This is a genomic window from Catellatospora aurea (genome assembly GCF_042663325.1).
GTDB classification, from domain to species: Bacteria; Actinomycetota; Actinomycetes; order Mycobacteriales; family Micromonosporaceae; genus Catellatospora; species Catellatospora aurea.
The window spans coordinates 52429-65571 of sequence record NZ_JBHTAC010000049.1 but is presented as its reverse complement, the minus strand read 5'-3'; the positions used below and the strand labels follow the sequence as shown (position 1 = coordinate 65571).

The 13143-nt window shown below is 71.6% G+C and carries 14 protein-coding genes; 11 read left to right on the top strand and 3 right to left on the bottom strand.

Features of this window, described 5'->3' with window-relative positions; all coding sequences use genetic code 11:
• Positions 1 to 54: 54 nt before the first annotated feature.
• Both ACFQO7_RS31865 and ACFQO7_RS31860 read right to left on the bottom strand, forming a co-directional pair.
• Positions 55 to 591, bottom strand: a complete 537-nt coding sequence (locus ACFQO7_RS31865) for an acyltransferase (RefSeq protein WP_376809851.1) — start codon at positions 589 to 591, stop codon at positions 55 to 57.
• A 120-nt stretch (positions 592 to 711) separates the two neighbouring features.
• On the bottom strand, positions 712 to 1056 hold the full coding sequence (locus ACFQO7_RS31860; protein WP_360536930.1) for a hypothetical protein: 345 nt from the start codon (positions 1054 to 1056) through the stop codon (positions 712 to 714).
• A gap of 37 nt (positions 1057 to 1093) precedes the next feature.
• Between ACFQO7_RS31860 and ACFQO7_RS31855 the strand changes: the two genes are divergently transcribed.
• The 7 genes from ACFQO7_RS31855 (at position 1094) to ACFQO7_RS31825 (ending at position 8006) form a co-directional block, all read left to right on the top strand.
• Positions 1094 to 1888, top strand: a complete 795-nt coding sequence (locus ACFQO7_RS31855; protein WP_376809850.1) for an inositol monophosphatase family protein — start codon at positions 1094 to 1096, stop codon at positions 1886 to 1888.
• 142 nt (positions 1889 to 2030) lie between these two features.
• On the top strand, positions 2031 to 3068 hold the full coding sequence (locus ACFQO7_RS31850; RefSeq protein WP_376809849.1) for a coiled-coil domain-containing protein: 1038 nt from the start codon (positions 2031 to 2033) through the stop codon (positions 3066 to 3068).
• A 219-nt stretch (positions 3069 to 3287) separates the two neighbouring features.
• On the top strand, positions 3288 to 4460 hold the full coding sequence (locus ACFQO7_RS31845) for a substrate-binding domain-containing protein (protein WP_203698694.1): 1173 nt from the start codon (positions 3288 to 3290) through the stop codon (positions 4458 to 4460).
• Positions 4461 to 4553: 93 nt separating this feature from the next.
• Positions 4554 to 5297, top strand: a complete 744-nt coding sequence (locus tag ACFQO7_RS31840) for an ABC transporter ATP-binding protein (RefSeq protein ID WP_376809855.1) — start codon at positions 4554 to 4556, stop codon at positions 5295 to 5297.
• Positions 5294 to 6058, top strand: coding sequence for an ABC transporter ATP-binding protein (locus ACFQO7_RS31835; protein WP_376809848.1), 765 nt, complete (start codon positions 5294 to 5296; stop codon positions 6056 to 6058). Before ACFQO7_RS31840 ends, ACFQO7_RS31835 begins: the two co-directional genes overlap by 4 nt.
• The gene (locus ACFQO7_RS31830; RefSeq protein WP_360536938.1) at positions 6058 to 6948 is read left to right on the top strand and encodes a branched-chain amino acid ABC transporter permease; all 891 of its coding nucleotides are present in this window, start codon (positions 6058 to 6060) and stop codon (positions 6946 to 6948) included. The genes ACFQO7_RS31835 and ACFQO7_RS31830 overlap by 1 nt, the downstream gene beginning before the upstream one ends.
• Positions 6945 to 8006, top strand: coding sequence for a branched-chain amino acid ABC transporter permease (locus ACFQO7_RS31825; RefSeq protein ID WP_376809847.1), 1062 nt, complete (start codon positions 6945 to 6947; stop codon positions 8004 to 8006). Before ACFQO7_RS31830 ends, ACFQO7_RS31825 begins: the two co-directional genes overlap by 4 nt.
• A gap of 91 nt (positions 8007 to 8097) precedes the next feature.
• On the opposite strand, the gene ACFQO7_RS31820 is transcribed toward ACFQO7_RS31825, so the two are convergent.
• A complete protein-coding gene (locus tag ACFQO7_RS31820) occupies positions 8098 to 9063 on the bottom strand; it encodes a C40 family peptidase (protein WP_376809846.1) in 966 nt (321 codons plus the stop codon).
• Between the two features lie 137 nt (positions 9064 to 9200).
• On the opposite strand from ACFQO7_RS31820, the gene ACFQO7_RS31815 reads away from it, so the two are divergent.
• The 4 genes from ACFQO7_RS31815 to ACFQO7_RS31800 are packed head-to-tail and all read left to right on the top strand — an operon-like array spanning position 9201 to position 13008.
• Positions 9201 to 9503 carry a metal-sensitive transcriptional regulator gene (locus tag ACFQO7_RS31815; protein ID WP_275413532.1) on the top strand — a complete coding sequence of 101 codons (303 nt, stop codon included), beginning with the start codon at positions 9201 to 9203 and terminating at the stop codon, positions 9501 to 9503.
• Positions 9504 to 9520: 17 nt separating this feature from the next.
• On the top strand, positions 9521 to 9739 hold the full coding sequence (locus tag ACFQO7_RS31810) for a heavy-metal-associated domain-containing protein (RefSeq protein WP_360536946.1): 219 nt from the start codon (positions 9521 to 9523) through the stop codon (positions 9737 to 9739).
• Positions 9732 to 10712: a hypothetical protein gene (locus tag ACFQO7_RS31805; RefSeq protein WP_376809845.1), complete on the top strand. Its 981-nt coding sequence runs from the start codon at positions 9732 to 9734 to the stop codon at positions 10710 to 10712. The genes ACFQO7_RS31810 and ACFQO7_RS31805 overlap by 8 nt, the downstream gene beginning before the upstream one ends.
• A gap of 13 nt (positions 10713 to 10725) precedes the next feature.
• A complete protein-coding gene (locus ACFQO7_RS31800) occupies positions 10726 to 13008 on the top strand; it encodes a heavy metal translocating P-type ATPase (RefSeq protein ID WP_376809844.1) in 2283 nt (760 codons plus the stop codon).
• Positions 13009 to 13143: the final 135 nt, after the last annotated feature.

The following is a 13143-nucleotide window of genomic DNA, read 5'->3' as shown; positions in this document are numbered from 1 at the left end:
GGCCACTGTCGTGGGCGGCGGCACGCGGCGCGGGCTGTCATGCTCCGGCCGCCGTCACAGGCCGGCGGGCCGCTCCGCGTCGCGGGACACGATCTGGCCCTTCTCGTCGACCCAGCCCAGGTGCCGGGCGGGGTTGCCGGCGACCAGCTGGTTCGGCGCGACGTTCTTGGTGACCACGGAGCCGGCCGCGACCATGGCGTGCTCGCCGATCACGGTGCCGCAGACGATGGTGGCGTTGGCGCCGAGCGAGGCGCCGCGCTTGATCAGCGTCGGGGTGATCTGCCAGTCCGGGTTCTGCGCGCGCGGCCGCAGGTCGTTGGTGAACACCACGCACGGGCCGACGAAGACCTCGTCCTCGATGGTGACGCCGTGGTAGACCGACACGTTGTTCTGGACCTTCACGAGGTCGCCGATCACGACGTCGGCGTCGACGTACACGTTGCGCCCGATCACGCAGCCGGCGCCGATGGTCGCGCTGTTGCGCACGTGCGCCAGGTGCCAGATCTTGGTGCCGGCGCCGACCTGGGCGCCTTCCTCGACATCGGCGCTGGGGTGCACGAAAACGGGGGGAGTGGAGGGGTTGCCAGTCATTGTCGACCACCGTGTTCCGGGGCGCTCCGCGCCGGGTTTGGGCTGCTGGCGCAGCCGGACGCGTACGAGATTAACCCGTGCGGGCCCCGTCGCGGACGGGGGTCACCGCAGGTGGCCCGGTCAGTTTCCGCCGCGGTCGACCTGGACCACGACCTGGCTGTCGGTGATCTCGGTGACCTTCACGGTGAAGTCGCCGACGGTCACACCGTCGCCGCGCTGCACGGTGACCTCCTGGCCGGCCACCTTCAGGGTCACCGAGTCCTGGTTCGCGCTGACGAGCTGCACCTCGACGCCGAGAATGGAGATCTTGGCGTTGGTGACGTTGCGTTCGAACGTGATCGTGCAGCCGGTCGTGCTGCAGGTGCTGGTCGCGCCCTCGCCGCTGCAGCCGGCCAGCGCACCGCCGGTGAGCGCGACCGCCAGCGCTGCGGTGGCGATGAGACGACTCGTCCTCCGTGCGAACATTAGGCGATCATAAACCCATCGGGACGGGGGAACGGCGATGATTGACCAGATTGTGGACATTCTGCGCGAGACCGCCGAGGCGGTGGTCCTGCCGCGGTTCCGCAACCTGGCCGATGGGGAGATCATCGAGAAGAGCCCCGGCGACCTCGTCACGATCGCCGACCGCGAGTCCGAGGTCATGCTGACCGCGAAGCTCGCGGCGCTGCTGCCGGGCTCGCTGGTGGTCGGCGAGGAGGCCGTCGCGGCAGACCCGCACGTGCTGTCGCGGCTGGACGACGACGGCGCGGTGTGGCTGATCGACCCCATCGACGGCACCGGCAACTTCGCGAGCGGGCAGGAGCCGTTCGGCATGATGGTCGCCCTGATGCGCGGGGGCGTGCCGGTGCTCGCGGTGATCTACGAGCCGGTCCCGGGGACCGTCGCGGCAGCCGAGGCCGGTTCCGGCTCCTACGTCGACGGCGTGCGGATGGTGCTCGACCACACCTCGGTGAGCGAGGACCAGCTGCGCGGCGCGGTGATGACCAAATACCTGCCGCCGGAGCTGCGCGAGCAGGTGGTGTCCCGGCTGCCGAACCTGTCCGAGGCGATCCCCGGGCTGCGCTGCGCCGCCCGGGAGTATCCGGAGCTGCTGCGCCAGACGCGGCACTTCGCGCTGTTCTGGCGGGCCAAGCCGTGGGACCACGCGCCGGGGGCGCTGCTGATGCGCGAGGCGGGCGGGGTCGTCCGGCACTTCGACGGCGCGGACTACGACCCGGTGCACCCGCGCAACGGGCTCGTCGTGTGTCGTGACGATGCGGTGTTTGGGCTGGTACGGAGCGTGTTACTGGCATGAGCAACTTTCGGTTCGGCGTGGCGCTGCGGTAATCTGCGTCGCGGCCGTACGTCTGCGGGTGCCCCCGACACCCGTGGCGGCCGCCGCCGCGCGCACCCCCAGCTCCTTCCCTTCGCGGCGTGAGACGGAAGGATCCACGTCCGTGACCCTGACGGTGCGCCCTCGGCGCCGTTTCGTGCCGGCCATCGCCGCCGCCGTGGCGGCGGTGTTCCTGGTGACGTCGTTTCCGGCCGCCGCGAACGCCGAGCCCAACGAGATCTCCTCGACCAAGGTCGCGCAGCTGCGGCAGACCCTGGAGAGCGCCGCCGGTCAGTACCTGGAGGCCGAGGGCCTGCTCACCAAGGCGAAGACCGAGCAGGCCGCCCTCAACAAGTCGCTGGTCCTCGCGGAGAACCGCTACCTGCGGGCCAAGACCGGGGTGCAGAAGTACGCGGCCGAGGCCTACAAGGCCGGCCGCCTGGGCGTCATCGGCGTCATGCTGAACGCCAACTCGCCGGACGACTTCATGGCCCGCTCCGCCGCGTTCGAGAAGATGACGGCCCGCGACGAGGCGAAGATCAGCGAGCTGGTCGCGGCCCGCAAGGAGATAGACACGACCAAGGCCGAGATCGACGCCCGGGTCCGCGAGCAGAACAAGCAGCTCGCCGAGATGAAGAAGCTGCGCTCGGCGACCGAGCGGGCGCTGTCGGTCGTCGGCGGTTACTCCATCGACGGCTGGGTCGACCCGTACGCGCCGACCGCCGCCCCGGCCAAGCGCAACTCCGACGGCAGCTGGCCCTCGCAGGGCTGCACCGTCGACGACCCGACCCCGGCCAACGGCTGCATCACGCCGCGTACGCTGCACGCCCTGCAGCAGGCCCAGCGCTGGTTCCACCACTACGTCTCCTGCTACCGCTCCGGCGACATGTACGAGCATCCGAAGGGCCGCGCCTGCGACTTCTCCTCGGAGCCGGACGGGTTCAAGAACTTCTCCTCCAAGGGCGAGAACAGGCTCTACGGCGACAAGCTGGCTTCCTTCTTCGTGAAGAACGCCAGCCGGCTCGGCGTGATGTACGTGATCTGGTACTGCAAGATCTGGCTGGCCGGATCGGGTTGGAAGGCCTACCGCTCGGCGGGCGGCAAGTGCGGCGACGACCCGGCCGGCGACCACACCAACCACGTCCACCTGTCCGTGCTCTAGCTGCGCGCTACACCGCCTGGGCGGTCGTTGTGGGTGCCGCCCACATGGCCGCCTGTGAGGTGTCTCTCTAGCGTGGTCCGCGACCCCGAGGTGACTCGCTCCGGCAACACCGCATTAACAAGAGCGACCTCGCGGCATCGACAGATCACTCAATGAGGAGATGCAGTGAGCGAGCGCAGACTGCACGTTTTTGCCGAGAATGCCGGTCTCTCCCGGCGCGTGTTCGTTGCCTCGACGGTCGCCGCCGCTCTGCTGGCCGCCGCCGGTTGCAGCAGCCCGCAGGAGGCCGCGCAGGGCACGGGTGGCGACGGCGCCCCGGTCAAGGTCGGCCTGGTGTACTCCCAGTCCGGCGCCCTGGCCAGCTATGGCAAGCAGTACATCGACGGCTTCAAGGCCGGCCTGGCCCAGGCCACCAACGGCACCAACAAGGTCAACGGCCGGGCGATCGAGCTGCTGGAGGCCGACGACGCCGGTGACCCGGCCAAGGCCGTCTCCGCGGCGAAGGACTTCATCGGCAAGGGCGTCAAGATCCTCGCCGGGTCCGCCTCCTCGGGCGTCGCGCTCCAGGTCGCGCCGGTCGCCGCGCAGGACAAGGTGCTGTTCATCTCCGGTCCCGCCGCCACCGACGGCGTCACCGGCGTGAACCGCTACACGTTCCGGTCCGGCCGGCAGTCGTACCAGGACGTGCTGGCCGCGAAGTCGTTCATCGGCGACGCCAAGGACAAGAAGGTAGTCGTCTTCGCCCAGGACAGCGCGTTCGGCAAGGCCAACGAGGCCGCGGTGACCGCGGTCATCGGCGGCGCGGGCGCGAAGGTTTCGGCGATCCTGGTCCCGGCCAGCGCGACGGACTTCACCCCGTTCGCCAGCCAGGTCAACGCCGCCAAGCCGGACCTGCTCTTCGTGGCCTGGGCGGGCACCACCGCCACCGCCATGTGGGGCGCGCTGGACCAGCAGGGCGTGCTCGGCAGCACCACCGTGGTGACCGGCCTGGACCAGAAGGCGTCGTACCCGGTGTTCGGCGCGGCCGGCGAGAAGATCTCCTTCCTGTCGCACTACTTCGACGGTGCGACCAGCAACGACGCCGCCAAGGCGGCGAGCGCGAAGATCACCGGCGGGCTCGACCTGTTCAGCCCGGACGGCTTCAACGCCGCGCAGATGGTGGTGCGGGCGATCGCCGAGGGCGGCGACGACGTCGAGAAGATGGTCGGCGCGCTGGAGGGCTGGAGCTTCGACGGGGTCAAGGGCAAGATGACCATCCGCAAGGAGGACCACGCCATGATCCAGCCGATGTTCCAGGTCAAGCTCGTGGGTTCCGGCGCGGCCGCCAAGCCGCAGCTGGTCAAGGAGCTGGCCCCGGAAGAGGTCACCCCGCCCGCCGTAGCGATGAAGTGACCTGTGGACCACCCCGTAACGGGTACGACCGAGGCTCCGTCCGCGCCGCAGCAGCGGCCCGGCCGGAGCCTCGGCTCCCCAGAAGCCCCCGCCGTGCTGGCGACCGACACGCTGACCTGGCGCATCGGTGAGGTCGCCATCGTCGACGGCGTGTCCCTGCAGCTGTTTCCCGGCGAGTTCCTCGGCGTGATCGGCCCCAACGGGGCCGGCAAGACCTCCCTGTTCAACCTCATCTCGGGCCTGCGCGCGGTCACCGCCGGCCGGGTGCTGCTGCACGGCGCGGACATCACCGCGCTGGCCCCGCACCGCCGGGCGCAGCGCGGCCTGGGCCGCACCTTCCAGTCCTCGTCGGTCTTCGGCAGCCTGTCGGTACGCGAGAACGTGCGGCTCGCGGTGCAGGCCCACCGGGGCGGCTCGATGGCCCTGTGGCGGCGCGCCGCCACCTACCGCGAGGTTGGCGAACGCGCTGACGAGTGCCTGGCCGTCGTCGGGCTCGGCGCGCGCGGCGACGCGCTCGCGGGCACGCTGGCCCACGGCGAGAAGCGCAAGCTGGAGATCGCGCTGCTGCTGGCGGGCGAGCCGTCGGTGCTGCTGCTCGACGAGCCGATGGCCGGGGTGTCCGCGGAGGACGTGCCCGAGCTGGTCGAGGTGATCAGGGACCTGACCGCCCACAGTGGCCGCAGCGTGCTCATGGTGGAACACCACATGGACGTGATCCTCGAACTGGCCGACCGCATCGCCGTCATGCACCACGGCGCGCTGCTGGCCTGCGACACCCCCGACGCGGTGATGGCCAACGCCACCGTGCAGGAGGCATACCTGGGGGAGGGGCTATGACGGCGGCCGAGGAGCGGACCTTCGTGGCGACCCCTGCCGGGTCGGCGAGTCTGCTGCAGGTCGAGAACCTGTCGGTGCGTATCGCCGGGCTGCACATCCTGCAGGGGGTGTCGTTCGAGGTCGCGGCCTCGGGCGTGACCGTGCTGCTGGGGCGCAACGGGGTGGGCAAGTCCACCACGCTGCGCGCGATCCTGGGGCTGACTCCGCGCAACGGCGCGGCGACCGGCTCGATCCGGCTGGGTGGCGGCGAGATCCTCGGCAAGCCGACCCACGCCCTGGTCAAGGCCGGGCTGGGCTTCGTCCCGGAGGACCGCTGCGTGTTCGCGGGACTGACCGTCGCGGAGAACCTGCGGCTGGCCGAGCGCACCGACACCCCGGACTACGACCTCGTCTTCGGGCTGTTCCCCGAGCTGTCCAAGCGGGCGAAGCAGCGGGCGGGTTCGCTGTCCGGCGGGCAGCAGCAGATGCTGTCGCTGGGCCGGGTGCTGCTCAACCCCAACAAACTGCTGCTGATCGACGAGCCGACGAAGGGTCTCGCGCCGAAGGTGGTCACCGAGGTGGCCGAGGCGCTGGAGCGGGCCGCGCAGGCGGTGCCGGTGCTGCTCGTCGAGCAGAACCTCGCCGTCGTACGCAGGCTCGCCGGCGACGCCGTCGTCATCGCCGCGGGCCAGGTCGCCTGGACCGGGCCGGGCGAGGAGCTGCTGGCCGACCCGGCGCTCACCAAGTCTCTGCTGGCCGTCAACGCTGCCGGGGGGCACTGATGTCGACGATCGTCCTGATGACCGTCACCGGGCTCGGCCTGGCGGCGCTGTACTTCCTCGTCGCGTCGGGCCTGTCGCTCGTGTTCGGGCTCGCCGACGTGCTCAACTTCGCGCACGGGCTGTTCCTGTCCGTCGGCGCGTACGCCACCTGGTGGGCCGCGGGCAACCTGCCCGGCGCGGGTCCCGACGGCTGGGGCTTCGTGCTCGCCGTGCTGTTCGGCGTGGTGGCCGGGACCGTGGTCGCGGCGCTGGTCGAACTGGTCATGATCCGTCCGCTGTACTCGCGCACCATCGAGCAGGTCCTCGTCACCGTCGGCCTGTCGCTGGCCGGGGTGGCCGCGTTGCAGGCGGGCTTCGGGGCGGACCCGCGTCCGTTCCCGCGCCCCGCGTGGACCCAGCAGGTGGTCACCCTCGCCGGGGCCCGGGTGCCGCTGGACCGGCTGCTGCTGATCGTCGCCGCCCTGGTCGTGCTCGGCCTGCTGCTGGCCTTCCTGCGCTGGACCCGGTACGGCCTGATCATCCGGGCGGGGGTGGAGAACCGGGAGATGGTCACCGCGCTCGGCATCGACGTGCGCAAGGCGTTCACCCTGGTCTTCGCCATCGGCGGGGCCGCCGCGGCGCTCGCGGGAGCGCTGTCCGGGGTGTACTTCGGCAGCGTCTCGCCGACCAGCGGCGCCTCCCTGCTGATCTTCGCGTTCATCGTCGTCGTGATCGGCGGTATGGGCTCGGTGCTGGGCTCGGCGGTCGCCGCGGTCGCGGTCGGCCTGCTCCAGCAGTTCGTCAACTACTACGGCACCTCGGGCGCCGGAGACATCTGCGTGGTCGCGCTGCTGGCCGTCGTGCTGCTGTGGCGTCCCGCGGGCCTGGCCGGAAAGGCGGCGACCGCATGACCACGACCCCTCTGGCGCTGCTCAAGCGGTACTGGCCGGTGCTCGCCTTCGTGCTGCTGGCGCTGCTGCCGTACAGCGGGATCACTATTCCGGGGTTGTTCGACGGGCCGCTCAACTCGCCCGGGGCACTGCAGGTGCTCGCGCTGTGCCTGGTCTTCGGCGGCCTCGCGGCCGGCTACGACCTGCTGTTCGGGCGCACCGGACTGCTCTCCTTCGGGCACGCGCTCTACTTCGCGCTCGGCGTCTACGGCACCGACATCCTCGTCACCAAGTACGGCTACCCGCTGCCGCTGGCCGCGCTGCTCGCGGTGCTGTTCGCGACCACCGTCGCGACGGCGCTGGGTGCGGTCGCGCTGCGTGTGCACGGCATCGCGTTCTCCATGGTCACGCTGGCGTTCGGGCAGGTCGGCGCGATCCTGGTGGCCCGGGACCCGGGCGGCCTGACCGGCGGCGAGGAGGGTCTGGCGCTCAACGCCGCCGGGCTGCCCGACATGTTCGTCGGCGTCGTCAACACCGTGAACCTGTACTGGCTCGCACTGGCGTACCTCGGCCTGGTCGTGGTGGTGCTGCACCGGGTGGCGCAGTCGCCGACCGGGCGGGTGTTCGCGGGCCTGCGCGACGACGAGCGGCGCGTCGGGGTGCTCGGGCTCGACCCGTACCGCTTCAAGCTGGTGTCGTTCACCCTGTCCAGCTCGCTGGCCGCGCTCGGCGGGGTGGTGTACCTGCTGCTCGCGGCCGGTGCGTCGCCGCACGTGGCGTCGTCGGACCTGACGCTGACGCTGCTGGTGATGGTGGTGCTCGGCGGGCCCGGCACCCGGTTCGGGCCGGTGCTCGGCGGGGTCCTGTTCACCTACCTCGACCACCGCCTGACCGACTTCGGCGGCTCCGACGCGGTGGACTCGCTGCCCGGCGTGCTCGCCGGTCCGCTGTCCCAGCCGCTGTTCGTGCTGGGCACCATCTTCATCCTGGCCGTCTACTTCTTCCCCGGCGGCCTCGCGGGCCTCGGCACCCGCCTCACCGCCCTCCGCCGCACCATCACCCCACCCCCTCGCCCCTGACCCCGTGCCGCAACTCTTAAAGAGTCGCGGCCTCGGCACCCGTCTGAGGCCGCAAGTCTTTAAGAGTTGCGGCACGGGGGCGGGTCAGGGGTCAGTGGGTGGAGAGGACGACGCGGCCGAAGCTGTTGATGGGGAGGGAGTCGATGGGGTCGACTCGGACGCGCTCACCGAACTGGGGGGCGTGGACCATCTTGTCGCCGCCCAGGTAGATGCCTACGTGGTGGACGTCGCGGTAGAAGAAGATCAGGTCGCCGGGGACGAGCTGGCCGCGGGAGATGGCGCGGGCGCGCTGCTGCTGGCGGCCGGAGCTGTGCGGCAGCTGGATGCCGATGGTGCGGAACGTCGCGGCGACCAGCCCTGAGCAGTCGAAGCCGCCGGGGCCTTCCCCGGCCCATTGGTAGTCCTTGCCGATCTGGGCGAGCGCGTACTTGAGGACCTTCTCGCTCGCGCCGGCCAGCCGGGGCACGGCCGGTTTCGCCCGGTCCTCGGTGCGGGAGGCCGTCCTGCCGGTGGGGCCGTACGCCTTGGTCCGCAGGGTCTTGAGGTCCTTGATCGCGGACTCGATCGTGGCCTGCTGGCGGCTGAGCTGCTTCTGCTGGTCCTTCTGCTGGTCGAGCAGCGCGCCCAGGGTGCGCTGCGCGGTGGCGTACCGCTCCGAGGTGAGCGCCAGCTCCTCGATCTCGCGCTGCTGGTGCTGGGTGTAGGACTTCATGAGCAGCAGCCGGTCCACGACGTCGCGGGTGGTGCCCGCGTCGAGCAGCAGCGACAGCGACATCGACCGGCTGGACCGGTATCCGGCGGCCGCGAGCCGCCCGACGGCGCCCCGGCGGTGCGTGATCTGCTCCTTCAGCGGGTCGATCTGGCGCTGCAGGACCCCGGTCTGCGCGGCCGTCGTCTTGAGGTCTTCCCGCAGGTCGTGGTATCTCTCCACGACGACCTCGAGCTGTTCGGACTTGGCGCGGATCTGGCGGTCGAGCTCGGCGCTCGACGGTTCGGCGTGCGCGGCGCCCGAGATGAGCACGGTCGACGCGATCAGCGTCGCGCCTGCCCATAACACGAGGCGCCGCGTGGCGGAGTTCGACACGTGGTTATAACGACAAAAGTGCATGATCGGTGCAGCACCGGTCAGGTCGACATGTCCGACGACACTCCGCGCGGGTTGGCGGTGGTACCCCCAGGGGGTATGGTGAAATCGTGGAGAGCACGGAGAAGACCCCGGTGAGTTACGCCCACGACGACGACAAGCAGGCGCTGCTCGCGCGGCTGAAGCGGGTCGAGGGGCAGGTCCGCGGGCTGCAGCGGATGGTCGAGCAGGACACTTACTGCGTCGACGTCCTCACGCAGATCTCGGCCGCCACCCGGGCGCTGCAAGCGGTGGCGCTCGGCCTGCTGGAGGGCCATCTCAACCACTGCGTGGTGGACGCCGCCCGGCAGGGCGACCCCGCCGCCAAAGTCAAGGAAGCCACCGAGGCGATCGCTCGCCTGGTCCGGTCATAGGTCGTAGGGAGACCGCGATGTCCGTTCGGACGACATACCAGATCACCGGCATGACCTGCGGGCACTGCGTCAGCGCGGTGACCGCCGAGCTGACCGGGCTGCCCGGCGTGAAGGCGGTCGAGATCGACCTCGCCGCGGGCCGCGCCGTGGTCACCAGCGATTCCGTGCTGCCGCTCGACGAGGTGCGCAACGCGGTCGACGAGGCGGGTTACCAGCTGGCCGGCGTCGATGCCTGAGCAGCAGGCGACGGCGGCCGAGCCCGAGGTCCCGGCGCAGCCCGGCGTGGTCCGCGCACAGGCCGCCGGCCGCTCCGGCGACCCGGCGGGCACCAGGCTCGGCATGTTCGTCGGCGGGCTGATCGTGGCCCTGGTCGTCGGTTTCACCCTGGGCAAGGTGCTCGGCCCGGCGGAAAGCCCCACCCAGGGCGCGACCACCGGGGCCCCGGCGGCCTCGACGGACGCCATGGGCGGCGCGCACACGCACGCCCCGGGCGCCAGCGCCGGTTCCGAGGTCGGCGGGCTGTCGGTGAGCAGCGGCGGCTACACGCTGGCCCCCGCGGCGGCGGTGTTCGCCGCGCCCGGCCCGCAGCAGCTCACGTTCACGGTCGACGGGGCCGACGGCAAGCCGGTGACGAACTTCGCCGTGGTGCACGAGAAGCCGCTGCACCTCGTCGTGGTCCGCCGGGACATGACCGGCTACCAGCACCTGCACCCGACCATGGCCGCCGACGGCACCTGGACGGTGCGCGCCGATCTGTCCACGCCGGGCCCGTGGCGGGCGTACGCCGACTTCACCGCGATCAGCGCGGGCGGCACGCAGACCGCGATCGCGCTCGGCACCGACCTCACCGTCGCCGGTGACTACCGCCCGCAGCCGCTGCCCGCGGCGGCTCGCGAGGCGGCGGTCGACGGCCTGACCGCGGCGTACGAAGGCACCCCGGTCATCGGGGCCAGCCAGCCGATGCTGTTCACGGTGAAGCAGGGCGGAGCGGTCGCGGCGCTGGAGCCGTACCTCGGCTCGTTCGGGCACCTGGTGGTGCTGCGCGAGCTGGACCTGGCATACGTGCACGTGCACCCGGAGCCCGCACTGGTCAACGGGGGCGTGAAGTTCTGGCTGGCCGCCCCGAGTCCGGGGCGCTACCGGATGTTCTTCGACCATTCCGTGGGCGGCAAGGTGCGCACGGCGCAGTTCACGCTGGACGTGAAGTAAGGGGCAAGGGGTCATGGACCTGCGGCAGGCGAACGTCATCGAGCTGAACATCGGCGGGATGACCTGCGCCACCTGTGCCGGCCGGGTGGAGAAGAAGCTGAACCGGGTGGACGGCGTGTCCGCCACCGTCAACTTCGCCACCGAGACCGCGCACGTGACCTACCCGGAGACGGTCTCCCTCGACGACCTGATCAAGGTCGTCGAGGCCACCGGGTACACGGCCGCCGTGCCGCAGGCCACTGCCTCCGCCGACGAGGCCGCCCGGCCCGAGCCCGACCCGCTCGGGCAGCGGCTGCTGGTCAGCGGGCTGCTGACCGTGCCGGTGGTGCTGCTCAGCATGATCCCGGCGCTGCAGTTCACCCACTGGCAGTGGCTGGCGTTCACGCTGGCGACTCCGGTCGCGGTGTGGGGCGCGTGGCCGTTCCACCGGGCCGCCGCGCTCAACGCGCGCCACGGCGCGGCCACCATGGACACGCTGATCAGCCTCGGCGTGCTGGTGTCGTACAGCTGGAGCGCCTGGGCGCTGTTCTTCGGCGGCGCGGGTCTGCCCGGCATGACCATGTCGCTGACCTGGCTGGCCACCCGGGGCGAGGACCCGGGCATGCACCTCTACCTGGAGGTGACCACCACCCTGACGACGTTCCTGCTGGCCGGGCGCTGGTTCGAGCACCGGGCCAAGCGCCGGGCGGGCTCGGCCCTGCGGGCCCTGCTGGGCCTGGGCGCGAAGGACGCGGTGCTGCTGCGCAACGGCGTCGAGCAGCGGGTCCCGGTGGACCGGCTCGCGGTCGGCGACCTGTTCGAGGTGCGCCCCGGCGAGAAGATCGCCACCGACGGGGTGATCGTGGAGGGCAGCAGCGCGGTGGACACCGCCCTGCTGACCGGCGAGAGCATGCCGGTCGAGGTCGGCGTCGGCGACGCGGTCGTCGGCGCGACCGTGAACGCGGGCGGCCGACTGGTGGTGCGGGCGACCCGGGTCGGCGCGGACACCCAGCTCGCCCAGATGGCGAAGCTGGTCACCGAGGCCCAGTCGGGCAAGGCCCCCGTGCAGCGGCTGGCCGACCGGATCTCCAGCGTGTTCGTCCCGGTGGTGATCGCGCTGTCGGTGGGCACGTTCGCGTTCTGGACGGCGTACGACGGCGGCGTGTCCTCGGCCGCGGTCACCGCGGCGGTGGCCGTGCTGATCGTGGCCTGCCCCTGCGCGCTGGGCCTGGCCACGCCGACCGCGCTGCTGGTGGGCACCGGTCGGGGCGCGCAGCTCGGCATCCTGATCAAGGGCCCCGAGGTGCTCGAATCGACCCGCCGGGTGGACACGATCGTGCTCGACAAGACGGGCACGGTCACCACCGGGGTGATGGCGCTGGCCGACGTGCGCCCGGCCGCCGGAATCGAGGAGCAGGACCTGCTGCGGTACGCCGCGGCGGTGGAGCACGCTTCCGAGCACCCGATCGCGCGGGCTGTCGTCACCGGCGCGGCCGCGCACGGCATCGCCCCCGGCGCGGTGCGCGACTTCCAGTCCCTGCCCGGTCTGGGTGCACAAGGCGTCGTCGAAGGCCGCAAGGTGCTGGTCGGACGTGCCGCACTGCTCGCTGAGCAAGGTGTGGCCCTAGACCCGGCGCCTGTCGCGAACGCCGTGGGCGGCGTGACCGGGTCGGTGAGGCAGGCCGCGCCCGGCGGGAAGCAGGCGGAGGGAGTGCCGGCCGACGAGGCGCGGACCGCGGTGGCGGTGGCGCTGGACGGCGAGTTCGCGGGCTGGTTGCTCGTCGCGGACACGGTCAAGCCCGGCTCGGCGGCCGCGGTGGCCGAGTTCCGGCGGCTCGGGCTGCGTCCGGTGCTGCTGACCGGTGACGCCGAGGGCCCGGCGCGGGCGGTGGCGGCCGAGGTGGGCATCGACGAGGTGGTCGCGGGAGTGCTCCCGGCCGGCAAGGTCGACGCCGTACGCCGGCTGCAGGAGCAGGGGCACACGGTGGCGATGGTCGGCGACGGGGTGAACGACGCGGCCGCGCTGGCCGCTGCCGACCTCGGCCTGGCGATGGGCACCGGCACCGATGCCGCGATCGAGGCGGCCGACCTGACGCTGGTCCGCGGGGACCTGACCGTCGCGGCCGACGCGATCCGGCTGTCCCGGGCCACCCTGCGCACGATCAAGGGCAACCTGTTCTGGGCGTTCGCCTACAACGTGGCCGCGCTGCCGCTGGCCGCGGCGGGCCTGGTCACGCCGGTGCTCGCCGCCGCCGCGATGGCACTGAGCAGTATCTTCGTGGTGACGAATTCGCTCCGGCTGTTCCGTTTCCGCTGATCCGTCACGCTGGGTGCGCTCGGATCCGTAAACGAACCTGCCCTTTTGCGCAACAGACCGCCGGTCGACGGGCCGAAGACGCAACAGACCAGCACAAGGACGCAATCCTTCCCGCTACTGAGCGGCGGCTCAGGT

Excerpts from the sequence above, each read along its gene's own strand:
- ACFQO7_RS31835 (WP_376809848.1), top strand. The coding sequence starts at position 5,294 with ATGACGGCGGCCGAGGAGCGGACCTTCGTGGCGACCCCTGCCGGGTCG.
- ACFQO7_RS31825 (WP_376809847.1), top strand. The coding sequence starts at position 6,945 with ATGACCACGACCCCTCTGGCGCTGCTCAAGCGGTACTGGCCGGTGCTC.
- ACFQO7_RS31810 (WP_360536946.1), top strand. The coding sequence starts at position 9,521 with ATGTCCGTTCGGACGACATACCAGATCACCGGCATGACCTGCGGGCAC.
- ACFQO7_RS31800 (WP_376809844.1), top strand. The coding sequence starts at position 10,726 with ATGGACCTGCGGCAGGCGAACGTCATCGAGCTGAACATCGGCGGGATG.
- ACFQO7_RS31855 (WP_376809850.1), top strand. The coding sequence starts at position 1,094 with ATGATTGACCAGATTGTGGACATTCTGCGCGAGACCGCCGAGGCGGTG.
- ACFQO7_RS31865 (WP_376809851.1), bottom strand. The coding sequence starts at position 591 with ATGACTGGCAACCCCTCCACTCCCCCCGTTTTCGTGCACCCCAGCGCC.
- ACFQO7_RS31830 (WP_360536938.1), top strand. The coding sequence starts at position 6,058 with ATGTCGACGATCGTCCTGATGACCGTCACCGGGCTCGGCCTGGCGGCG.
- ACFQO7_RS31805 (WP_376809845.1), top strand. The coding sequence starts at position 9,732 with ATGCCTGAGCAGCAGGCGACGGCGGCCGAGCCCGAGGTCCCGGCGCAG.
- ACFQO7_RS31860 (WP_360536930.1), bottom strand. The coding sequence starts at position 1,056 with ATGTTCGCACGGAGGACGAGTCGTCTCATCGCCACCGCAGCGCTGGCG.